The following is a 22730-nucleotide window of genomic DNA, read 5'->3' on the forward strand; positions in this document are numbered from 1 at the left end:
CAGGCCAAAAAACAATAGAACGGCGTTAAATATCACTAAATTAAAGAAACAACAGTGAAATATCAATAAATCACAAATAAATAGCATGGTGTTAAATACCTTTATAGCTGTACGTTAAATCTTAAAAAAACTTCGTAGCACACAAATCATTAGCCATAAAAACAGAGAGCAATTTAAAAATACCACTATAAAATCAAAGCAGTCATTAATTTGTTTTATCTATAAGAACAACATCAAAAAACCAATAACAAACTAATAGTTATCAAAGTATGATTAAATTAATTTGTATTAACATGAAACCGCATTAGATTTACAATGTGGACCTCCCCACACCAACCGGTAAAACAACCATCACCCATGGATATTTGTTTTCTTGGTTCATTATTTTAAATAAATAACCTCTGTATAAACCTAAGAGAGTCAAACATGACAATTACACTTAACCACTATCGTGACTACAGACCAAGCGGAAAGATATACGTTTTCTGCGAAGGTCATGTAGAAGATAAAAAAATAGTATATTCACTGTATCAAGAAGGAATTTTAATTCAGGAAAAAAAAGGACGTGGTGATGAACTGCTTAGCTTTGATATACCAGATCCTGGTACATTCACGCTATCAGCCAAAGTGTATTCAGCAGATAGACCTGTTCAGGAGTTACATTCTGGTGATATCGTTATCCCCCCTGTCCCTCTATTGCCGCCACCGCCACCGCAGCACTTTAAAAGCTTGAAGGGCTACCTGGCACTGGTTCAAGGGGTAGATAATTACCTGGAAGTTAAATTTTATAAGAATGGGCTTGATAAACTAAAAAATGAAAAGGAAGATCGCGTTCCACTTTATTATAGTTTGAGAAGCCAACTGGTTTTTGAGCCGAGATTTACACGAAAAACAATAAGTAAAATATCAAAAATATCGCCAGTATTAACACAGTGTGCTTACCTCTATAAAGTTGATCCCAACATTCCCGAAGCACAATTACTGGCATTAGCTCAGGAAATTGAGAGACTCGACTATGTGGAGTATTGCGCATTGTTAAGCAAACTCGTATATCCGCCTCCATTGGATAATTATGAAGAACCGAACTGCGCATCATCATCCACACCGTTAAATACAGAAACGATTGATGATATAGCGCATGCTCAACATGAGGGAGACCAACCGCAACCTTTTTCCAATACTCCAAACTTCACCTCTCGGCAGGGTTATCTTGACCCAGGACAAGGAATGAACGTACGCGCTGCATGGGCGCGCAACGTTTCTGGACAAACGATTGGGGTTCATGTTTCTGACTTCGGTGTAGAAAATCAACATGAAGATTTAGTCGGTAGCATAAGAGTATTTACTAACCGAACCGGAGATCGTGAGCACGGTACAGCAACAATGGGGGCTATTCGCGCTAATAATAACAACTTTGGTGTCACTGGAATAGCTTTCAATTGCACAGCTAATTTTTATGATACCGATGTATCAAATCTCGATCTTATCATAGCTAACTTTCGTCCTGGCGATATTGTAGCAGTAAATAATCAGATAGGAGTTGCCCAGGGAATTCTGGTCCCTATGGTACATAGTGTCGCATTTTGGAACCGAATTAATACACTAGTACGTTCTGGTGCTGTAGTCGTCTTTGCTGGAGGGAATGGAGGACACAACCTTAGACAATTAAGTCAATTCAATGATTTAGGTGACAGTGGGGGCATCATGGCTGGTGCCTGTAGTTCTAGCAACGGTCAAAGACTACCTTTCTCGAATTTTAATTTGTATCTCAGTGCTAACTCCTGGGGTGAGAACGTAACAACAACCGGGTACGGTGGTTTACAAAATCCACCACCAGTTCCCTTACGCGCTTATACCGGAACCTACAGTGGCACGTCCAGCGCAACACCGCTATTAACTGGAGCCATGGCGCTTATTCAGTCCTACGCGAGAGCGACCTATCGTGTGGTATTAAGTTCTCGAGACATGCTGCAAGTTATCGAACGCAGTGGTTCACGACAGGCACAAGGGCAGGGTATCGGTGTTAGACCCAATGTGAATGAAGCGCTCAGAGAAGTTGATATTTTGTTAGGCGGAACAACACCACCTCCGCCACCACCTCCCCCGCCGCCGGGGTATCCTGCATGGCAATTGGGTGCGCAGTATGAAGTGGGGCAACGGGTGTCCTATCAAGGACTTAATTATCAATGCATACAACGGCATCGAGCAGACTCACCGGCCTGGACACCACCGCGGGCTCCCACGCTTTGGAGAAGGATATAGGAGCACATTTCTGATTAGGTAAAATAAAAACCGGGCACTGACTGCCCGGTTTTTGTATTAACGAGTCACTCAGATTAGCAGTTACTCTACCGTCACCGATTTCGCCAGGTTACGCGGTTGGTCAACGTCGGTGCCTTTGATCAGCGCCACGTGGTAGGAAAGCAACTGCAACGGCACGGTGTAGAAGATTGGGGCAATCACTTCTTCCACATGCGGCAGCGGAATAATGCGCATGTTTTCGCTGCTGGTAAAGCCCGCTTCTTCGTCGGCAAACACATACAGTTCACCGCCGCGCGCGCGCACTTCTTCGATGTTGGATTTCAGTTTTTCCAACAGCTCATTGTTGGGCGCAACCACTACCACAGGCATATCTGCATCAATCAGCGCCAACGGGCCGTGCTTCAACTCACCCGCCGCATAGGCTTCTGCATGGATGTAGGAGATCTCTTTAAGCTTCAGCGCCCCTTCCATTGCGATAGGGTACTGATCGCCGCGCCCCAGGAACAACGCATGGTGCTTATCAGAGAAACCTTCCGCCAGAGACTCAATCAGCTTGTCCTGCGACAGCATCTGCTCAATACGCGCAGGCAGCGCTTGCAGGCCGTGGACGATATCGTGCTCAATCTGGGCATCCATACCGCGCAGACGGCCAATACGCGCCACCAGCATCAGCAGCACCGTTAACTGGGTGGTAAACGCCTTGGTAGATGCCACGCCGATTTCCGTACCGGCTTTGGTCATCAGCGCCAAATCGGACTCACGGACCAGCGAAGATCCCGCCACGTTACAAATCGCCAGCGATCCCAGATAGCCCAGCTCTTTGGACAAGCGCAGCGCTGCCAGCGTATCCGCCGTTTCACCGGACTGGGAGAGGGTGATCATCAGGCTATTGGCACGCACCGCCGGTTTGCGATAGCGGAATTCAGAGGCGATTTCCACATCACAAGGTACACCTGCCAATGCTTCAAACCAGTAACGCGATACCATGCCTGAGTTGTAGGACGTGCCGCAGGCAATAATCTGAATATGCTGCACCTTAGCCAGCAGTTCATCCGCCTTCGGGCCCAGTTCAGACAGATTCACTTCACCGTGGCTAAAACGCCCTTCCAGGGTGTTTTTGATCGCCAGCGGCTGTTCGTAAATCTCTTTCTGCATGTAATGGCGGTAAGCGCCTTTGTCACCCGCGTCGTAATTGACTTTGGATTCAATCTCTTCGCGCTCAACCAGTTCGCCCGCGCGACTAAATACACGCACGGTACGGCGCGTCACTTCAGCCACGTCCCCTTCTTCCAGGAACATAAAGCGGCGAGTCACCGGCAGCAGAGCCAGTTGGTCAGAGGCAAGGAAGTTTTCACCGACACCACGGCCAATCACCAGCGGACTCCCGGAACGGGCCGCCACCAGAACGCTCGGATCGCGGCTGTCCATCACCACCATGCCGTAAGCACCACGCAGTTGAGGGATCACGCGTTTTACCACGTCCACCAGCGCGCCGCCGGTCTGTTGCTGTTCCCAGTGCACCAGGTGTGCAACCACTTCAGTATCGGTTTCAGAAACAAAGCGATAGCCGCGTCCGATCAGCGTTTCACGCAGCGGTTCGTGGTTTTCGATAATGCCGTTGTGAACGATGATAATGGGGCCAGAGACGTGCGGGTGCGCATTCTCTTCTGACGGCTCACCGTGCGTTGCCCAACGGGTATGGGCAATGCCGGTACCGCCCGCCAGCGGATGTTCTTCCACCGCTTGCGCCAGCATCTGTACCTTACCCAGACGACGCACGCGGGCAACGTGCCCCTCAGCGTCAACTACCGCCAGCCCCGCAGAGTCATAACCACGGTACTCAAGGCGGCGAAGCCCTTCTAACAGAATTTCAGAAATATCGCGTTGCGCAACTGCGCCTACAATTCCACACATGGATGTGTATTCCTATACGCGTGACATATTGTGTCACTTTCGACGTCTTTGACCTGATCGTGCCGGTTTTTCCGGCGTCCCCGAGCCTTGTAGAGAGTGGGGGATTATTATGTTTTGCGCAGTGCTTTAGCCTAAAACACTGCGCAAAACCGCCTCCACGAACCGGGAGGCGATATCACTTATTTTTTCTTAACGGACTATTTTTTCTTAACGGGCCGCGCCCACCCGGAAATGTGGCGCTGTTTTACCCGGCTTATCACCAGCGCATTCTCTTCCACATCACGGGTTACCGTGGTGCCAGCGCCAATGGTAACGCCACTGGCTACGGTCACAGGGGCCACCAGTTGACTGTCAGAACCGACAAACACCCGATCGCCAATCACGGTTTTGTGCTTGTTGGCACCGTCATAGTTACAGGTGATGGTGCCTGCACCAATGTTCACATCATCGCCGATTTCTGCATCGCCAAGATAGGTTAAATGGCCCGCTTTTGAACCTTTGCCCAGGCGCGCCTTTTTCAGCTCAACAAAATTGCCGACATGTGCGCCCTGTGCCAGCTCGGCCCCCGGTCGCAAGCGCGCGAACGGCCCTACCGTACAGTCAGCGTCCAGGACCGCATTTTCTAACACGGTGTACGGACTGAGGATACAGTCGTCGCCAATCACGCTGTCTTTGATAACACAGCCCGCACCAATCTCAACCCGGTTCCCTAAAGAAACCTGGCCTTCAATGATCACATTAGCGTCAATACTAACATCACGTCCGTGGGTTAAGGTGCCACGCAGATCAAAACGCGCGGGATCAAATAACATCACGCCCGCCAATAGCAGCTTATTGGCCTGTTCCCGCTGATAGACGCGCTCCAGCGTCGCCAGTTGCAGGCGGTTGTTAACCCCCTCCACTTCGCTCAGGTTATCGGGATGCACGGCTTCAACACGACGACCTTCGGATGCCGCCATGGCGATAATGTCGGTGATGTAATACTCGCCTTGCGCGTTGTTATTGTTTAACTGACTCAGCCAACGCTTCAGATCCTGACCGTTTGCCGCCAGAATACCGGTGTTGATTTCGTTAATTTGACGCTGCTGTTCCGTCGCGTCTTTGTGCTCGACAATTCCGACCACAGATCCCTTCTCATCGCGCACTATGCGGCCATAACCGGTAGGATCGTCCAGTTTCACCGTCAGAAGCGCAATGCCGCCCTGTGGCTTATGCGCCAGCAAGCGCGCCAGCGTGGCAGGTGATATCAAAGGAACATCACCGTACAGCATCAGAATATCTTCATCATCAGCAAAAAACGGCGCTGCTTGCTGCATGGCATGCCCGGTGCCGAGCTGCTCCGCTTGCAGTACCCAATTCAAATCGGGGTTGGTTAACCTGTCTTTCAGTAAATCGCCACCGTGTCCGTAGACCAAATGCACCTGTTTGGCACCGGTTTCCATAGCCGCATCAATCACATGCTGAACCATCGGCTTGCCAGCGAGCGGATGAAGTACTTTTGGAAGATCGGAATACATACGTGTTCCTTTGCCAGCGGCAAGGATAACCACGCTCATGACACTGTTAGACATGCACCACCCTGATGAAACGAATTGATAACCCACGGATTCAATTGAGTGAAAGTAAACCCGTTCTCGCCGCGGAATACTACATATTTTTCAACGAAAAATACCGTCACGCAGCGCCTGATAAGGAAAAAAAGCATGTTCCCAAGTCTACCCCGTGCAGGCGGTTTCTTTTATTCATTTTTTCCGAAAAATGGCTAATCGATAGTGAATTCAAGTTTCAGGAAAAACAGACTTTTGTTTTATATGTTTCCATTTGTGACAAACACAAAAGAAACAGCGTTTCATTTTTGTCATCATAGCCCCACAACTCATAAACAATACCCAAGGGGATACAATGAAACTCAGTGCTTTACGGCTTGCCACGGTAGCCCTGGCGCCGTCCTTTCTGTTCCTTAGCATGACTGCACACGCCACTGAACAACCCGCTCCGGTATGGCATAGCATCGCCTTCGGCCAATCGACCGACGTTAACTTCTCTTCCAACGTACTACCGGAAAAAATTGGCGTTAACGATGTCACCATCAACGGCAAAAAACTGACGGTTGACGATAAAGCCGACCTCTCAGCGCCGATCACCATCGAAAGCCGCGGCGGGAAAATCGCCAACACGCACGATGGCTTAACCTTCTTCTACACCACGCTGCCTGCCAATGTGAACTTCACCTTGCAAGCCACCGTGACTGTCGATCAGTTTGGCCCGGAAAATGGCGCTAAACCGGCCGCACAGGAAGGGGCAGGGATTCTGGTGCGCGACATTATCGGTGCACCGCGTCAAAACCCGTTGAAGGAAGGCTATGAGGAGTTCCCTGCCGCCTCCAACATGGTGATGAATGCCATCATGACGCAGGATAAGAAATCCCACACGGAAGTCCGCTTGCAAGCCATTGTGCGTAACGGCGTGATGCAGCCGTGGGGCAATGCGGGTGCCAAGATCACCAAGACCAACATTCAGGAAAAAATCAACCTGGAACAGACCCCTTCTTTCCGTATGAAGGTGGAACGCACCAATGATGGTTTTGTCACGTCCTATGCGCCGAAAGACAGCGACAACTGGGTAACCAAAGACGTGAAAGGGGCGGATCTGGTCACCAAACTGGATAAAGACCATTACTATGTGGGCTTCTTCGCATCGCGTAACGCCAAAATCACCGTCAGTGATGCGCAGTTGACGACCTCTCCGGCACAAACCAAAGCCTCGCCGGAATTCAAATTTGCCGCATTTGCCCCGGTATTGCAGGTGATGTCCTCGACCAAGAGCGCGAGCGATAACTACGACGTGCAACTGCGTGCCAACTATGCCGGTACCGTCACCATCACTCAGGGCGACAAGGCGCTGGGCGCAGCACATACCGTTAAAGCCGGTGAGTTGCTGAGCGTTCCGGCCAAGCTGAGTGCAGGCACTGACTTCAAAATCGTTTATCTGCCAACAGAAGGCGATGATAAAGCCGCGAAAGAAGCCACGTTCAGCGTAGAGAAAGTCAAACTGGCCGATGCCAAGAATGTCTATGTTTCTGCGCAAGGTCAGGCAAGCAACAATGGCAGCAAAACTTCCCCGTTAGATTTCGCAACCGCTATTAACGTATTGCCAGCAGGAGCAACCTTATGGCTAGCAGACGGCGATTACAGTGCTTCTTCTATTCCCGTCAGCGCCAGCGGCAGCCAGAAAGCACAGAAAAAACTGTTCGCTCAGGGCAAAAAAGCAGTGATTCACGGGCTGCAACTGAACGCCAGCCATTGGCATGTGAAAGGCATCGAAATCACTGAGAAGCCGTTCCGTATCGAAGGCAGCTACAACACCATCGAACAAGTACTGGCGCACCATTGTGACGACACCGGGATTCAGGTTTCTTCTTCTGGTGACGTAGGCCGTCCGCTGTGGGCCAGCCATAACCTGATTCTGAACTCAGAATCACACAGCAACCAGGACCCAGGCAAAATCAACGCCGACGGTTTTGCAGTGAAAATGCGCGTGGGTGAAGGCAACGTGATTCGCGGCGCGTTCTCTCACAACAACATCGACGATGGTTTCGACCTGTTTAACAAGATTGAAGACGGCGCGAACGGCGTTGTGGTGATCGAGAATTCAATTGCCATGAACAACACCAGCAACGGTTTCAAAATGGGTGGCGAAGGTCAGCCGGTGGCGCACAAGGTGAAAAACAGCATCGCGGTTGGCAACCAACTGGATGGTTTTACTGATAACTTCAACCCCGGCGCGCTGGTGGTAGAAAACAACACGGCGCTGGATAACCAACGCTTCAACTTTATTTTCCGTCCAAGCCCTTACTCTGGCCCGGAAAAACAAGGCGTGTTTAAAAACAACATGTCCCTGAAAACCCAAGAAGGCAAGTACGACGACGCCGTGGTGGGTAACGTGGACAACAGCAACTTCTTTATCAAAGACGGTCGCTCTGTTAACGCTCAGGGCAAAGAGATCACCGTGAAGAACGTTGTCTCCGTCAACGTGCCGGAAACCTTCGCACGCGATGCGAAAGGCAATCTGGTACTGGGTGATTTCCTGAAGAAAAAATAATTGACTGAAAAAAGTCCGGATAAGCGGCGGGTTATACCCGTCGCTTAGGTTGCTGACAAACTGCCTTACCCCCATCGTCATTCCCGCGCAGGCGGGAATCTCTCACAGGCTAAACGCGTTTATTCTCACAGAGATCCCCGGCTTTCGCCGAGGATGACGAGAGGGGGTGCAGAGGGTAACGAGGGACAAAGTGACTTTACCATCAGTTTGAACGGCGGGGACAACCCCGCCGTTTTTTATCGATAAAAAAAGGCCGATCGAGAGATCGGCCTTTTTTACTGAAGGCGCACGTTACATCGCTTTTTTAGTCAGCTCAATAACACGCAGTTTCGCAATTGCTTTCGACAATTCTGCGGAAGCCTGTGCGAAATCCACATCGCCATGGGAATTGCGAATGTGATCTTCCGCTTTACGCTTGGATTCCAGCGCGCGCGCTTCATCAAGGTCCTGCCCACGGATGGCGGTATCGGACAGCACGGTCACGGAGTTCGGTTGCACCTCAAGGACGCCGCCGGACAGATAGATATACTCTTCTTCGCCGTGTTGCTTAACGATACGCACCATACCAGGTTTAATGGCAGTGAGCAGCGGGGCGTGGCCAGGGTAAATCCCCAGTTCGCCCTCACTCCCCGTCACCTGGATCTTTTGCACCAGGCCGGAGAACATTTCCTGTTCTGCGCTAACGACATCCAGATGGTAAGTCATAGCCATATCAACCTCCTAACAGACGTTACAGTTTCTTGGCTTTTTCCACTGCTTCGTCAATGGAGCCAACCATGTAGAACGCCTGCTCCGGCAGATGGTCGTATTCACCGTCCATGATGCCTTTAAAGCCGCGGATGGTGTCTTTCAGTGACACGTATTTGCCCGGAGAACCGGTAAACACTTCTGCCACGAAGAACGGCTGCGACAGGAAGCGCTGGATTTTACGCGCACGGGCAACGACCAGTTTGTCTTCTTCAGACAGCTCGTCCATACCCAGGATCGCGATGATATCCTTCAGTTCCTGATAGCGTTGCAGAATGGACTGCACGCCACGCGCTACGTCGTAGTGTTCCTGACCAACCACCAGCGGATCCAATTGACGGCTGGTGGAATCCAGCGGGTCAACGGCCGGATAGATACCCAGAGACGCGATTTGACGGCTCAGTACCACGGTCGCATCCAAGTGGGCGAAGGTGGTGGCTGGAGACGGGTCAGTCAAGTCATCCGCAGGGACGTATACCGCCTGTACGGACGTGATAGAACCGGTTTTGGTGGAGGTGATACGTTCTTGCAGCACACCCATCTCTTCCGCCAGCGTCGGCTGATAACCTACCGCAGAAGGCATACGACCCAGCAGTGCGGATACTTCCGTACCGGCCAGGGTATAACGGTAGATGTTATCGACGAACAGCAGTACGTCACGGCCTTCATCACGGAATTTTTCCGCCATGGTCAGGCCAGTCAGTGCTACGCGCAGACGGTTGCCTGGCGGCTCGTTCATCTGGCCGTAGACCAGTGATACTTTGTCGATAACGTTGGAGTCGGTCATTTCGTGGTAGAAGTCGTTACCTTCACGGGTACGTTCCCCTACACCGGCAAATACGGAGTAACCAGAGTGCTCGATCGCGATGTTACGGATCAGCTCCATCATGTTTACCGTTTTACCTACACCAGCACCACCGAACAGGCCCACTTTACCGCCCTTGGCGAACGGACACATCAGGTCGATAACCTTGATACCCGTTTCCAGCAGTTCCTGGGAGTTGGAGAGCTCTTCATAGCTCGGCGCTTCACGGTGAATCGCCCAGCGCTCTTCTTCGCCGATCTCGCCTTTCATGTCGACCGGTTCGCCCAGTACGTTCATGATACGGCCCAGCGTGGCTTTACCTACCGGTACTTCGATCGGGTGGCCCAGGCTGTTTACTTTCAGCCCACGGCGCAGACCGTCAGAAGAACCCATTGCAATACAACGAACAACGCCGCCGCCCAACTGTTGCTGCGTTTCCAGCACCAGTTTTTCAGCACCGTTTTCAACCTCAAGCGCATCGTACACGTTAGGTACGGCATCTTGCGGGAACTCGACGTCGACCACGGCGCCGATTACCTGGATGATCTTTCCAGTTGCCATCTTGAATCCTCTACGTAATTCGACAATACGTAATTCGTAAACCTGGTTTAAACCGCGGAGGCTCCCGATACGATCTCGGTGAGTTCCTGCGTGATGCTGGCCTGACGTGCCTTGTTGTAAACCAACTGAAGCTCTTTGATCAGGTCACCGCCGTTATCGGTTGCGGCTTTCATTGCAACCATACGAGCGGCCTGTTCACTGGCCAGGTTTTCTACGACGCCCTGATAAACCTGAGATTCCACATAGCGGCGCAACAGGGTATCCAGCAGCGACTTAGGATCGGGTTCATACAGGTAATCCCAGGATTTCTTCTTCAACTCGCCATCTTCCGCAGGCGGCAGAGGCAGCAGTTGAACCACTTGGGGTTCCTGAGACATGGTATTGATGAACTTGTTGCTCACGATGAACAGCTTATCCAGACGACCTTCATCATAAGCTTGCAGCATCACTTTTACCGGCCCGATAAGTTCGGACAGGCTAGGGTTATCCCCCATGCCGGTAACCTGAGCAACAACGTTACTGCCCACAGAACCGAAGAATGAAACCCCTTTGGAACCAATCAGCGCCAGATCGCTCTGTACGCCTTTATCGCTCCAGGCTTTCATGTCTGCCAACAGTTTTTTGAACAGGTTAATGTTCAAGCCACCGCACAGGCCACGGTCCGTAGACACCACCAAATACCCGACGCGTTTAACGTCACGCTCATCCAGGTACGGATGTTTATATTCCAGATTCCCTAACGCCAGGTGACCAATCACCGTGCGGATGGTCTCTGCATAAGGACGGCTGGCCGCCATACGATCCTGCGATTTACGCATTTTGGAAGCGGCGACCATTTCCATCGCTTTAGTGATCTTCTGCGTGTTCTGGACGCTTGCGATCTTACTACGTATCTCTTTTGCGCCGGCCATCTTTGCATCTCCTCAATGCCTGAAGGCCTGCCATCAGGCAGGCCTACGGGCGTTACCAGGACTGGGTTGCCTTGAAGGTATCAAGGATAGTTTTGAACTTACCCTCGATCTCATCGTTATAAGCGCCAGTCTGGTCGATTTGTTGCAGAAGATCGCCGTGCTCGCGGTCGGCATACGCCAACAGCGCTGCTTCGAAGCTGCCTACTTTCGCCAGTTCTACATCAGCCAGATAGCCACGTTCAGCGGCGAACAGCACCAGAGACTGCTGCGCAACCGACATCGGCGCATACTGTTTCTGTTTCAGCAGTTCAGTTACTTTCTGACCATGATTCAGCTGCTTACGCGTTGCATCATCCAGATCCGAAGCGAACTGGGAGAACGCCGCCAGTTCACGATACTGCGCCAGCGCGGTACGGATACCACCGGACAGTTTCTTCATGATCTTGGTCTGCGCTGCACCACCCACGCGGGATACGGAAATCCCTGGGTTAACCGCAGGACGGATACCGGCGTTGAACAGGTTAGATTCCAGGAAGATCTGACCATCGGTAATCGAGATTACGTTGGTCGGAACGAACGCGGAAACGTCACCTGCCTGCGTTTCGATGATCGGCAGCGCCGTCAATGAACCGGTTTGCCCTTTCACTTCACCCTTGGTAAACGCTTCTACGTAATCGGCGTTAACGCGTGCCGCGCGCTCCAGCAAACGGGAGTGGAGGTAGAATACGTCGCCTGGGTAAGCTTCACGACCTGGCGGACGACGGAGCAGCAGGGAAATTTGACGATAAGCGACGGCCTGTTTGGACAAGTCATCGTAAATAATCAGTGCATCTTCACCGCGGTCACGGAAGTATTCACCCATCGCACAACCGGCATACGGTGCCAGATATTGCAGTGCAGCAGATTCAGACGCGGTAGCGACCACCACGATGGTGTTGGCTAATGCGCCGTGCTCTTCCAGTTTACGCACCACGTTAGAAATAGTGGAGGCTTTCTGGCCGATAGCCACGTACACGCACTTGATGCCGGAATCGCGCTGGTTGATGATGGCGTCGATAGCCAGTGCGGTTTTACCCGTCTGACGGTCGCCGATAATCAATTCACGCTGACCACGACCAATCGGGATCATGGCGTCAACGGACTTGTAGCCCGTCTGTACCGGCTGATCAACGGATTGACGTTCGATAACGCCTGGTGCGATAGCTTCTACCGGAGAAAACCCGTCGTTCTCAACCGGGCCTTTGCCATCGATTGGTGCACCCAGGGTGTTCACCACGCGGCCCAGCAGACCACGGCCAACCGGCACTTCCAGAATACGGCCGGTACACTTGACCTTCATGCCTTCGGCAAGGTCAGCGTACGGACCCATCACCACCGCACCAACGGAGTCGCGCTCCAGGTTCAGGGCGATAGCGTAACGGTTGCCGGGCAGGGAGATCATCTCCCCCTGCATCACATCGGCCAGGCCGTGTACGCGGATGATCCCGTCACTGACGGAAACAATAGTACCTTCATTGTGAGCTTCGCTCACCACATTGAACTGAGCAATGCGCTGCTTGATCAGTTCGCTGATTTCGGTGGAATTCAGTTGCATGCTCCAGTCCCCTTAAGACTGCAAGACGTCTGCGAGGCGTTCCAGACGACCGCGGATGCTGCCATCTATCACCATGTCGCCCGCGCGGATCACCACGCCTGCGACAACAGACTTATCAATTTTGCAATTCAGCTTCACTTTGCGTGACAGGCGTTTTTCCATGGCGGAAGTAATCTTGTCCAGCTGCGATTCACTCAGTGCGCTCGCGGAGGTGACTTCGACGTCAACCGTCGACTCCTGCGCGGCGCGGAGTTGCGCAAACTGTTCCAGAACTTCAGGAAGCACCAGTAAACGCCCATTTTCCGCCATTACCTTGATCAGGTTCTGGCCGGGCTCATCCATCTGATCGCCACACACGTCAATGAAGGTGCTCGCCAGCATATTCGGTGCCATAGCACCAGACAGCAGAGCGGCAACCTGTTCATTGCGTGTGACTTCAGCGGCAAACGCCAGCATGTTCTGCCAGCGTTCAACGGCCTGATGTTCAACCGCAAAGTCAAAAGCTGCTTTGGCGTAGGGGCGAGCTACCGTGACAAATTCAGACATCGGCCCCTCCCTCCTTACAGTTCAGCGACCAGTTTATCAACGATGTCGCTGTTAGCAGCTTCATCCACGGAACGTTCAATAATCTTCTCGGCACCGGCAATCGCCAGCATGGCAACCTGTTTACGCAGCTCTTCACGAGCACGTTTACGTTCGGCTTCAATTTCAGCCTGCGCCTGCGCCACGATTTTGCTACGTTCAGCTTCTGCTTCCGCTTTGGCCTCATCCAGGATCTGAGCACGGCGTTTATTGGCTTGCTCTACGATCACCTGAGCTTCGGCCTTGGCTTTTTTCAGCTGATCGGTGGCATTGGCCTGCGCTAAGTTCAAATCTTTTTTGGCGCGTTCCGCAGAAGCCAAACCGTCAGCAATCTCTTTCTGACGCTTTTCGATGGCAGCCATTAACGGCGGCCATACAAACTTCATGCAAAACCAGACAAACAGGACGAACGCAATGGCTTGGCCGAGGATTGTTGCATTAATATTCACAGCACAATGCCTCTTTTAAGTTAAATGATTGATGTTAAATACCTAACCGGCATTACCGAGTTAGGCGACCGCAAACATCACATACAGGCCCAGACCAACAGCAATCATCGGGATGGCGTCAACCAGACCCATAACGATAAAGAACTGTGTACGCAGCAGAGGAATCAGGTCAGGCTGGCGAGCCGCGCCTTCCAAGAATTTACCACCCAGAATGCCGATACCGATCGCAGCACCGATCGCCGCCAGACCCATCATCAACGCGGCAGCCATGTACAGCAGATCCACACTCAGGTTTTCCATGACAGTCTCCAGTTTGTTTCAGTTAGAACGTTATTGTGTTGAAAGAAAAATCAATGCTCTTCAGATGCCATCGAGAGATAAACAACCGTCAGAACCATGAAAATAAAGGCCTGAAGCGTAATGATCAGGATGTGGAATATTGCCCAAGGCACATTCAACAACCATTGCGACCACCACGGCAGCAAACCGGCAATCAGGATGAAGATCAACTCACCCGCATACATGTTGCCAAACAGTCGCAAGCCGAGTGAAACCGGTTTGGACAGCAGGCTGACACCTTCAAGAATCAGGTTGATGGGAATAAAGACCGGATGGTTGAAAGGCTGCATGGTCAGTTCTTTAACAAAACCGCCAACGCCTTTCATTTTGATGCTGTAGAACAGCACCAGGATAAACACGCCCAGCGCCATGGACAGTGTGATGTTGACATCCGCCGTCGGTACTACGCGCAGGTAAGGCAATCCAATCCAATGCTCACCGATAAAGGGCAGAAGATCGATCGGCAACAGGTCCATGGCGTTCATCAGGAACACCCAAACGAAAATGGTCAGCGCCAAAGGGGCGATAAGTTTGCTTTTGCCATGGAACATGTCACGCACATTGCCATCAACAAAACCGATGATCATCTCCACAAAGGTTTGCAGTTTACCGGGCACGCCGCTGGTCGCGTTCTTTGCAACCTTGCGGAAAATGACCAGAAACAGGATCCCAAGTGCGACTGAGAAAAACATCGAATCGACGTTAATCGACCAGAACCCCGAACCTACCTGTAAATGTTTCAGGTGATGACCGATATACTCTTGGGGAGTAGATGCAGACATGATGTTCCTTACCCTGTTGTTGTTAATACGGTAACGGTTAACGAATCTTACGGTTAACGATGGCTGGCGCCACTATCTGCATTATCAGCACCGCCAGGTAGGTCAGACCAAGGGGAACAAACGCCGCCTTGAACAACCCTAACGCCACCACCAGCAACGCGATGGTGATAAATACTTTCAACGCCTCACCAATTGCAAACGACCAGGCAACGCGCCCCTCTATGGGCTTACCCGCCTGATGACGCAAGGCGAACAGTACAAAGCACACGTTCGGCAGCCACACCGCCAGTCCCCCGGCTAAAGCGGACGCGCCCGCCTCAACACTGCGCAGGCAAAAAACGGCGCTGACCAAAACGAACGTAGCCGCCTGTAGCATCAACCCCAAAAAGGCCGGTTTTCCACTGTAAAGGGAGACAGACATGCGTTTTGCTCTTCATTCCTGTTCCAGAGGCTGACTGACGTATAAAACTGCCTTTATTCCATCGAGTCAAGCGGCAAAAAACGAGCAAATTATACGGTTCACGCCTGCGAATTCAATCGATAAGTAGCAAAAAGGTGAACAATAATTTAAATCTCTTATTCAAGCCCTATTTTTACTAACAATCCTGACAACGGCCGCGGCCCGCAAGCCTTTCTATAACCCGATAATATGTGATATCAATCACATAAAAATGACATATACACTTTATATCAGATCTGTTTTTTTTAAGTCTTTAGCAAAAATAGCTATTTATCTTAATTAAATTCAAATAGTTAAATAACGACTCGTTTTAAAACTCCCCGAAAACATCCAATGCACTGCGTATTGACATTATTAACATTATTTCTTTATGTCTTTAACATCTGGATTTTTCATTCGCTATTTATAACAGCAATTAATTTCTCGGGTTACTATTCGAAGAGAAACAAATAGCGTGCAAGGCTGCCAGGTTTTGTAAAAAAATGGTGATCGGTGTCCATTTTTCCGCAAATAATACCCTTCAGACTTAAAAGGTCTCTCTGATACAATTAGTTATAATTTATTTGATAAAACGCAAAATTAGTTTGGTTTAAGAATCACCAAATGGCGTTCACCGTCCAGTTCGGGTACCGATAAACGCACAATACGCACTACCTCTATCGACGTAGGCAATGCGGTTAATTCCTCTTCTGGCACTACCCCTTTCAAGGCATAAAAACGCCCGGTTGCAGGCGCAGGCAGGTGTTTGCACCACGCCAGCATATCAAGCAAAGAGGCAAAAGCGCGACTGATAACGCCATCGAAAGGCGGCTCAGCGGTGAATTCTTCGACCCGAGACTGCACTGGAAAGACATTATCCAGCTTGAGTTCATGCTGAACCTGGCGCAGAAAACGCACGCGTTTTCCCAGGCTATCCAGCAGGGTGAATGACGCAGACGGACGCACAATAGCCAGTGGAATGCCCGGTAATCCCGGTCCGGTTCCCACATCGATAAACCTATCGCCCTGCAAATGCGGCTCAACCACGATGCTATCCATGATATGACGTACCAGCATCTCCTGCGGGTCGCGCACTGACGTGAGATTATAGGCCTTGTTCCACTTGTGCAGCATGTCGACATACTGGATTAGCGAATTTTTTTGTTGTTCACTGACCAAGATGCCAGCCCGCTGCAACAGAGCGTCTAATTTGTGTTTCACGCGCTTATCCTGCCATATCTGATGAAACGTGGCTGCCAGGAACAGCCACAAAATGACACACCGTCGTGCACTATCTGCGCCGGTTATCAGGCGCTGCGGCGCAGCAGCCCTTGTTTTTTCAGCCAAACCAGCAGGATAGAGATTGCTGCTGGGGTAATTCCTGAAATACGCGAAGCCTGGCCAATGGATCCCGGTTTGTGGTCGTTGAGTTTGGCTTTCACTTCGTTGGAAAGCCCACTCACCTGACGATAATCCAGATCCGCTGGCAGCACGGTACTCTCATTACGCAGCTGTTTTTCAATCTCGTCCTGCTGGCGCGCGATATACCCTTCATACTTCACTTGAATCTCAACCTGCTCCGCCGCCTGAACATCCGTCAGCGCGGGCGAGAACATCGGTAACGTGGTCAGGGTGGCGTAATCCATCTCAGGGCGACGCAGCAGTTCCTCGCCGGTCGCTTCACGCGACAGCGGCGTTTTCAGCAACGCATTGACAGCCTCTCGCTGTTCACTGTGAGGGTGAACGCGAATTTCACGTAGACGCTGGCGTTCCTGCTCAATCTGTTCCAGCTTCTCGTTGAAGCGCGCCCAGCGGTAATCGTCCACCATACCGAGTTCACGACCCATTTCAGTGAGACGCAGATCGGCGTTATCTTCGCGCAGCATCAGGCGGTATTCAGCACGCGAGGTAAACATGCGATAGGGTTCTTTGGTGCCGAGTGTACACAGATCGTCCACCAGCACGCCCAGATACGCCTGATCGCGACGTGGGAACCAACCGTCCTGATCGAACGCCAGACGTGCCGCGTTCAAACCGGCCAACATGCCCTGGGCAGCGGCTTCTTCGTAACCGGTTGTGCCGTTTATCTGTCCGGCAAAGAACAAACCGTGGATAAATTTACTTTCCAGCGTGGGTTTGAGATCGCGCGGATCGAAGAAATCGTATTCGATAGCATAGCCTGGGCGCACGATCTTGGCGTTTTCCATGCCTTGCATCGAACGGACGATTTGCCACTGTACGTCGAAGGGCAGGCTGGTTGAAATGCCGTTGGGGTAAATCTCGTTACTGGTCAGCCCTTCAGGCTCAAGGAAAATCTGGTGCGCATTGCGATCGGCAAAGCGCATCACCTTGTCTTCGATCGACGGACAGTAGCGCGGCCCAATCCCCTCGATCACACCGGCATACATCGGGCTGCGATCCAGGTTATTGCGGATCACCTCATGGGTTTTTTCATTGGTATGGGTGATGTAGCACGGCATCTGCGCCGGGTGCTCGCTGGCGTTCCCCAGGAACGAGAACACCGGCATTGGGTTATCACCGTGCTGTTGCGCCAGTACGCTGAAATCAATGGTGCGCGCATCGATACGCGGTGGCGTACCGGTTTTAAGACGGCTGACACGCAACGGTAGCTCACGCAGTCTGCGCGATAGCGGTATCGAGGGCGGATCGCCAGCGCGTCCACCGCTGTAGTTATCCAGGCCGATATGAATTTTGCCGTCAAGGAATGTCCCAACGGTCAGCACCACCGTTTTGGCGCGGAATTTCAGTCCCATTTGGGTGACAGCGCCGACCACACGATCGTTCTCAACGATAAGATCGTCAACCGCCTGCTGGAAGATCGTCAGGTTCGGCTGGTTCTCCAGCGCGGTGCGTACCGCCTGACGATACAGCACGCGATCCGCCTGTGCACGCGTAGCACGCACCGCAGGGCCTTTGCTGTTGTTTAGTATTCTAAACTGAATACCACCCCGATCGACGGCGCGAGCCATCAGGCCGCCCATGGCGTCGATCTCTTTAACCAGATGTCCCTTTCCGATCCCACCAATAGCCGGATTGCAGGACATTTGTCCCAGCGTATCGATATTGTGTGTCAATAACAGGGTTTGACGCCCCATGCGTGCCGCTGCCATGGCGGCTTCTGTGCCCGCATGACCACCGCCGATCACGATGACGTCAAAAGGATCTGGATAAAACATGGTACTGCACCTCGCGTGGTGTTAACGAGAATAGTCGGGTTAACGATGTGTGCCTAAGATCATTGCTTGCCTTGGGGAAGGGGATTCTACTCAAGTTTACGCAAACGACAAGCCCGTTGGATCGTCGGTAGTTAAAGAAAGATCTTTTTATATAGAGATCTTCTTATTGGATCTATTATTAGGATCCGCACTGCTTGTGGATAAGTTATTTTTCCAGATGAAGATCAACGAATTGTTGATGATCGTTTGCTGTGAATGATCGGTGATCCTATACCGTATAGCCTGGGATCAAAATAGACAGTTATTCACATGACAAAAAACGAACAGCGGTTGTTATTGGGATAACTACCGGTTTTCACCCGGATATACATAAAGTTATACACAATTAAGTGGCTAAATAAACCGCTTAATTGAGTAATTCTACCCACGGAGCCAACCAGATTTCTGCCGGATCCTCGGGAATATCGTGTTGAGTGATGTCGATCTGTAACATCTCGCCGATCCTTTTTGCGCCACGATCCGCAAGAATACGATCCACCGTAACGATCGCACCGCAGAAGGTGTCATACTCTTTGCTGCCGATCCCGATCGCGCCATAACGAACCTCCGAAAGATCCGCTTGCCGATCGCTAATCTGTTTAAACAACGGTTGCAGGTTGTCCGGTAAATCACCAGCACCGTGGGTTGAGCTCACCAGTAGCCATATTCCGCTCTGCGGGAGGTCGTCCAGTTGCGGGCCATGCTGAACATCAGTGGAAAAGCCTTGCTGTTCCAGTAACTCGGCCAGATGTTCTGCCACATACTCCGCACTGCCTAACGTACTGCCGCTGATAAGCGTAATGTCTGCCATGCTCGATCCCGTCAGAATAAAAGATGCGGTATTGTACGCTGTGATCGAGCTGTTATCTACCTGTGGATAATAGGGATATACCTGTTGGCATTTACGGAGTGATCGTCCGCATGATCGGGTTCTGGAGCGAGATCAGGGTTTCCGTGGACTGAATTTCATCGATGGTCTGGATCTTGTTGATAAGTACGTGTTGCAGTGCGTCAATGGAACGGCACATCACTTTGATGAAAATGCTGTAGTGCCCGGTGGTGTAGTAGGCTTCTACCACTTCTTCCAGGTTATTCAGTTTCTCAAGGGCTGAGGGGTAATCCTTGGCGCTTTTTAAAATGATGCCGATAAAGCAGCACACGTCATAGCCGAGTTGCTTCGGGCTGACATCGACCCGGGTGCCGACAATAATGCCTGCCTGCTTCATTTTCTCAACGCGAACGTGGATGGTGCCGGGGCTCACCGAAAACTGCTTGGCCAATTCGGCATAAGGGGTGCGGGCATTTTCCATCAAGGCGTTAAGGATGCCGCGATCGAGATTATCGATCTGATAAATTTCAGTCATAATTTTTCCTTATATTTAGCTCTTTCTCATTTTTAGCATGCGTTAAATGAGGAATCAAAACCATGATGCCTGTTTCTTTGCTGGATTATTGAGTTTCACCGCCATTCTATTGCTTAATTGCACAATAGACAGTGACGACGGACATGGGTAAATGAAAAAGAGCTATATCGAAAAACAACAACAAATCGCGTTTGTGAAATCCTTTTTCTCCGCACAGCTGGCGCAGAAGTTGGGTCTGATTGAAGTTCAGGCCCCGATTCTCAGCCGCGTGGGCGATGGCACTCAGGATAACCTCTCTGGCAGCGAGAAAGCGGTGCAGGTACACGTGAAGGCGTTGCCTGATGCCACGTTTGAAGTGGTGCACTCCCTGGCGAAATGGAAGCGTAAAACCTTGGGGGAATATGACTTTAGCGCCGGGGAAGGGATCTACACCCACATGAAGGCGCTGCGCCCGGATGAAGATCGTTTAAGCCCGATCCACTCTGTTTATGTCGATCAGTGGGATTGGGAACGCGTGATGGGAGATGGCGAACGTTCCATCGACTATTTGAAATCCACCGTTAACCACATTTATCAGGCAATCAAAAGCACCGAAGCAGAGGTCAGCAGCCAGTTTGGCCTGACGCCTTTCCTGCCGGAAACCATTCATTTTGTCCACAGCGATACGCTGCTCAAGCGTTATCCTGAACTGGATGCCAAAGGGCGCGAACGCGCCATTGCCAAAGAGCTGGGTGCGGTATTCCTGATCGGCATTGGCGGGGCGTTGTCCCACGGTGAGCGTCACGATGTGCGTGCGCCGGATTATGATGACTGGTCGTCAGCGGGTGAACAGGGTCTGAAAGGACTGAACGGCGATATCCTGGTGTGGAACCCGGCGTTAGGCGATGCCTTTGAGCTCTCTTCCATGGGGATTCGTGTGGATGCTGATGCGCTTCAACGTCAATTGACGCTGACGGGTGATGTCGATCGCCTGGCTCTGGAGTGGCATCAGGCGCTGCTGCGTGGTGACATGCCGCAAACCATCGGCGGCGGTATCGGTCAGTCTCGTTTGGTGATGTTATTGCTGCAACTGGCGCATATTGGTCAGGTTCAGTGCGGTGTGTGGCCACAGCCGGTCAGAGAGTCCGTGCCTGCGTTGCTGTAACGCTATGGGGATTTCGATGGTGCTACGCTCAGGCGTGGCGCAACCGCCGCAGTAAACGTCCTTTTAACCCGGTATCCACGTGCCAGATATGGTCAAAGATGTGCAGGATGCCGGGTTTTCCATGTTGTGACATCGCGACGGCATGAAAACGATGGTGATGTTGCTGCTGTCGTTGCCGAACGCGTTGTACGGTCTCTTCAGGCAAGCGCTGAGCGATGAAATCAGAAATCATCACCGCATCGGCATCGTGCCACACATCATCTTCCAGCTTGTCCAGCAACGCTGACATACAGGCTGCCATATCGGTGCCGCCACGAAATGATTGGCCGAGAAAGCGCGTGGCCTGTTCGATACCGGTGACGGCAGTTAACTCATAGCGCACGATGTCGGTGGCAAACAGCATGATGTAGCAACGGCGATTATCGGCGAGGGCGACGCGCATCAGTGCCAGGCAGAAGGCTTTGGCGCAGCGTTCATTGAAACCGCCCATCGACCCTGAGGTATCGACGCAGACAATAAAAGGCCCTCTGGGCTGCTGTTCGTTTTGCTGATGCGAAACCGGGCGCTCAATCACCTTTTCGTGCCAGCTTTCCCCCTGCAACCGATAGGTCAGCAACCGCCGTTCCAACAAGCGACGGTAGAATTCGTATTCCAGCTCTTTAATGCCCATAGCGGCGAGCTCTGCGGGGAGCAGGCGCAGAATATCATCGCTTTGATGGATGCCATCCACTTGCTCTGGCACCGTATCCGTTTCGCGCACCATGACGCGAAACGCTTCGCGCGGTGCTTCGGTAGAGAGAATGGATTTGGTTTCCCTACTGCGACCTAAACGCTCGGCCAGACGCTGTAGTGACGGCTGCTTTTGCAGAAAATCACCGAAGTTAATCAGGGTTTGCAGCTCGGTTTTTATCAATTTTCCCGCGCTGAGATCCCATAAGCGTCCGGCGGCTGTTTCGTTCTCCGCCAGTACGGCTTCCAGTTTGCCGGTCAGCGTTAGCCGCTGTTGTAATTCATCGAGCAGGATCTCTTTTTCTGCTTCCATCAACTGGTGGTGCAAGGAGACCGTTTGTAAAGAGAGGCTCATTTTCCAGCGCTGCAAGAACAGAGCGTGGAAGGCGTTGCTAAATCGCTGCCCAAGCGTCGGTTCTGCATGTGCGATCAGCTTGTTAGCCTGAGGAAGAAAAGGCGAGTCCACCGTTTGCAGCGTATCAACGATACGCGGAATGCGTGACTGAAAGGTCAGATTGTCGATGGCCTGAGTATTTTGATAGCAGGTAAATTCCCGCTCCAGATCGGCCGGTGCCACGGTGGCACGCAGACGCTGCTTGAGCGACGCTTTCCACTCGGGCAGATCGTGCAGCAGCGCCGCTTTCATTCTTGGGTGCTGTTCAAGAAAGGTCGTGAGCTGTGGCGTCGCCAACAGCGCGATAACCAGGTCGTCCAAGAGCTCGTTTTCGTCAATGGACAACAGCATTTCCAGCGATTCCAACGTCAACATTC

At 51.6% G+C, this 22730-nt stretch carries 19 protein-coding genes; 3 read left to right on the top strand and 16 right to left on the bottom strand.

What is annotated here, in order from left to right:
* Nucleotides 1-426: 426 nt before the first annotated feature.
* Nucleotides 427-2262 (top strand): S8 family serine peptidase, encoded by a 1836-nt coding sequence (locus J5069_RS18715; protein ID WP_264645284.1) that lies wholly within the window; start codon nt 427-429, stop codon nt 2260-2262.
* Nucleotides 2263-2343: 81 nt separating this feature from the next.
* On the opposite strand, the gene glmS is transcribed toward J5069_RS18715, so the two are convergent.
* A complete protein-coding gene (glmS, locus tag J5069_RS18720) occupies nt 2344-4176 on the bottom strand; it encodes a glutamine--fructose-6-phosphate transaminase (isomerizing) (RefSeq protein ID WP_264645285.1) in 1833 nt (610 codons plus the stop codon).
* 197 nt (nt 4177-4373) lie between these two features.
* Complete coding sequence (gene glmU, locus J5069_RS18725; RefSeq protein WP_264645286.1) at nt 4374-5747, bottom strand: bifunctional UDP-N-acetylglucosamine diphosphorylase/glucosamine-1-phosphate N-acetyltransferase GlmU; 1374 nt, start codon at nt 5745-5747, stop codon at nt 4374-4376.
* Nucleotides 5748-6078: 331 nt separating this feature from the next.
* Here glmU and J5069_RS18730 point away from each other — a divergent pair, with 331 nt between their 5' ends.
* Nucleotides 6079-8277, top strand: coding sequence for a right-handed parallel beta-helix repeat-containing protein (locus J5069_RS18730; RefSeq protein WP_264645287.1), 2199 nt, complete (start codon nt 6079-6081; stop codon nt 8275-8277).
* Between the two features lie 291 nt (nt 8278-8568).
* Here J5069_RS18730 and J5069_RS18735 read toward each other — a convergent pair whose 3' ends face one another.
* The 13 genes from J5069_RS18735 to asnC form a co-directional block, all read right to left on the bottom strand.
* Nucleotides 8569-8988 carry a F0F1 ATP synthase subunit epsilon gene (locus J5069_RS18735; protein ID WP_222158961.1) on the bottom strand — a complete coding sequence of 140 codons (420 nt, stop codon included), beginning with the start codon at nt 8986-8988 and terminating at the stop codon, nt 8569-8571.
* A gap of 19 nt (nt 8989-9007) precedes the next feature.
* Nucleotides 9008-10390 carry a F0F1 ATP synthase subunit beta gene (atpD, locus tag J5069_RS18740; RefSeq protein ID WP_264645288.1) on the bottom strand — a complete coding sequence of 461 codons (1383 nt, stop codon included), beginning with the start codon at nt 10388-10390 and terminating at the stop codon, nt 9008-9010.
* Between the two features lie 47 nt (nt 10391-10437).
* Complete coding sequence (atpG, locus tag J5069_RS18745) at nt 10438-11301, bottom strand: F0F1 ATP synthase subunit gamma (RefSeq protein WP_264645289.1); 864 nt, start codon at nt 11299-11301, stop codon at nt 10438-10440.
* A 52-nt stretch (nt 11302-11353) separates the two neighbouring features.
* Nucleotides 11354-12895, bottom strand: coding sequence for a F0F1 ATP synthase subunit alpha (gene atpA / locus J5069_RS18750; RefSeq protein WP_264645290.1), 1542 nt, complete (start codon nt 12893-12895; stop codon nt 11354-11356).
* Between the two features lie 12 nt (nt 12896-12907).
* The gene (gene atpH / locus J5069_RS18755) at nt 12908-13441 is read right to left on the bottom strand and encodes a F0F1 ATP synthase subunit delta (protein ID WP_264645291.1); all 534 of its coding nucleotides are present in this window, start codon (nt 13439-13441) and stop codon (nt 12908-12910) included.
* 14 nt (nt 13442-13455) lie between these two features.
* Nucleotides 13456-13926 (bottom strand): F0F1 ATP synthase subunit B, encoded by a 471-nt coding sequence (atpF, locus tag J5069_RS18760; RefSeq protein ID WP_195313257.1) that lies wholly within the window; start codon nt 13924-13926, stop codon nt 13456-13458.
* Between the two features lie 60 nt (nt 13927-13986).
* Complete coding sequence (gene atpE / locus J5069_RS18765) at nt 13987-14226, bottom strand: F0F1 ATP synthase subunit C (protein ID WP_005976545.1); 240 nt, start codon at nt 14224-14226, stop codon at nt 13987-13989.
* Between the two features lie 50 nt (nt 14227-14276).
* Nucleotides 14277-15047 carry a F0F1 ATP synthase subunit A gene (atpB, locus tag J5069_RS18770; protein WP_264645292.1) on the bottom strand — a complete coding sequence of 257 codons (771 nt, stop codon included), beginning with the start codon at nt 15045-15047 and terminating at the stop codon, nt 14277-14279.
* Between the two features lie 37 nt (nt 15048-15084).
* Nucleotides 15085-15468 carry a F0F1 ATP synthase subunit I gene (atpI, locus tag J5069_RS18775; protein WP_264645293.1) on the bottom strand — a complete coding sequence of 128 codons (384 nt, stop codon included), beginning with the start codon at nt 15466-15468 and terminating at the stop codon, nt 15085-15087.
* A gap of 618 nt (nt 15469-16086) precedes the next feature.
* Nucleotides 16087-16707 (bottom strand): 16S rRNA (guanine(527)-N(7))-methyltransferase RsmG, encoded by a 621-nt coding sequence (gene rsmG / locus J5069_RS18780; protein WP_264645294.1) that lies wholly within the window; start codon nt 16705-16707, stop codon nt 16087-16089.
* Nucleotides 16708-16793: 86 nt separating this feature from the next.
* Nucleotides 16794-18683, bottom strand: a complete 1890-nt coding sequence (gene mnmG, locus J5069_RS18785; RefSeq protein WP_264645295.1) for a tRNA uridine-5-carboxymethylaminomethyl(34) synthesis enzyme MnmG — start codon at nt 18681-18683, stop codon at nt 16794-16796.
* A gap of 406 nt (nt 18684-19089) precedes the next feature.
* The gene (gene mioC, locus J5069_RS18790; RefSeq protein ID WP_264645296.1) at nt 19090-19533 is read right to left on the bottom strand and encodes an FMN-binding protein MioC; all 444 of its coding nucleotides are present in this window, start codon (nt 19531-19533) and stop codon (nt 19090-19092) included.
* A 91-nt stretch (nt 19534-19624) separates the two neighbouring features.
* Nucleotides 19625-20086: a transcriptional regulator AsnC gene (gene asnC, locus J5069_RS18795; protein ID WP_195313263.1), complete on the bottom strand. Its 462-nt coding sequence runs from the start codon at nt 20084-20086 to the stop codon at nt 19625-19627.
* Between the two features lie 151 nt (nt 20087-20237).
* Here asnC and asnA point away from each other — a divergent pair, with 151 nt between their 5' ends.
* A complete protein-coding gene (asnA, locus tag J5069_RS18800) occupies nt 20238-21230 on the top strand; it encodes an aspartate--ammonia ligase (RefSeq protein ID WP_264645297.1) in 993 nt (330 codons plus the stop codon).
* 28 nt (nt 21231-21258) lie between these two features.
* Here asnA and viaA read toward each other — a convergent pair whose 3' ends face one another.
* Nucleotides 21259-22728 (bottom strand): ATPase RavA stimulator ViaA, encoded by a 1470-nt coding sequence (gene viaA, locus J5069_RS18805; RefSeq protein ID WP_264645298.1) that lies wholly within the window; start codon nt 22726-22728, stop codon nt 21259-21261.
* Nucleotides 22729-22730 lie beyond the last annotated feature (2 nt).

The sequence above is a fragment of the Candidatus Symbiopectobacterium sp. NZEC127 genome, from assembly GCF_025962675.1.
Classification (GTDB): Bacteria; Pseudomonadota; Gammaproteobacteria; order Enterobacterales; family Enterobacteriaceae; genus Symbiopectobacterium.

Coding starts and splice junctions, on each gene's coding strand:
- mioC (WP_264645296.1), bottom strand. CDS start 19,533: ATGGCAGACATTACGCTTATCAGCGGCAGTACGTTAGGCAGTGCGGAG.
- J5069_RS18730 (WP_264645287.1), top strand. CDS start 6,079: ATGAAACTCAGTGCTTTACGGCTTGCCACGGTAGCCCTGGCGCCGTCC.
- J5069_RS18735 (WP_222158961.1), bottom strand. CDS start 8,988: ATGGCTATGACTTACCATCTGGATGTCGTTAGCGCAGAACAGGAAATG.
- atpE (WP_005976545.1), bottom strand. CDS start 14,226: ATGGAAAACCTGAGTGTGGATCTGCTGTACATGGCTGCCGCGTTGATG.
- mnmG (WP_264645295.1), bottom strand. CDS start 18,683: ATGTTTTATCCAGATCCTTTTGACGTCATCGTGATCGGCGGTGGTCAT.
- atpI (WP_264645293.1), bottom strand. CDS start 15,468: ATGTCTGTCTCCCTTTACAGTGGAAAACCGGCCTTTTTGGGGTTGATG.
- atpB (WP_264645292.1), bottom strand. CDS start 15,047: ATGTCTGCATCTACTCCCCAAGAGTATATCGGTCATCACCTGAAACAT.
- asnA (WP_264645297.1), top strand. CDS start 20,238: ATGAAAAAGAGCTATATCGAAAAACAACAACAAATCGCGTTTGTGAAA.
- viaA (WP_264645298.1), bottom strand. CDS start 22,728: ATGTTGACGTTGGAATCGCTGGAAATGCTGTTGTCCATTGACGAAAAC.
- J5069_RS18715 (WP_264645284.1), top strand. CDS start 427: ATGACAATTACACTTAACCACTATCGTGACTACAGACCAAGCGGAAAG.
- asnC (WP_195313263.1), bottom strand. CDS start 20,086: ATGACTGAAATTTATCAGATCGATAATCTCGATCGCGGCATCCTTAAC.
- glmU (WP_264645286.1), bottom strand. CDS start 5,747: ATGTCTAACAGTGTCATGAGCGTGGTTATCCTTGCCGCTGGCAAAGGA.
- atpA (WP_264645290.1), bottom strand. CDS start 12,895: ATGCAACTGAATTCCACCGAAATCAGCGAACTGATCAAGCAGCGCATT.
- glmS (WP_264645285.1), bottom strand. CDS start 4,176: ATGTGTGGAATTGTAGGCGCAGTTGCGCAACGCGATATTTCTGAAATT.
- atpH (WP_264645291.1), bottom strand. CDS start 13,441: ATGTCTGAATTTGTCACGGTAGCTCGCCCCTACGCCAAAGCAGCTTTT.
- atpD (WP_264645288.1), bottom strand. CDS start 10,390: ATGGCAACTGGAAAGATCATCCAGGTAATCGGCGCCGTGGTCGACGTC.
- atpG (WP_264645289.1), bottom strand. CDS start 11,301: ATGGCCGGCGCAAAAGAGATACGTAGTAAGATCGCAAGCGTCCAGAAC.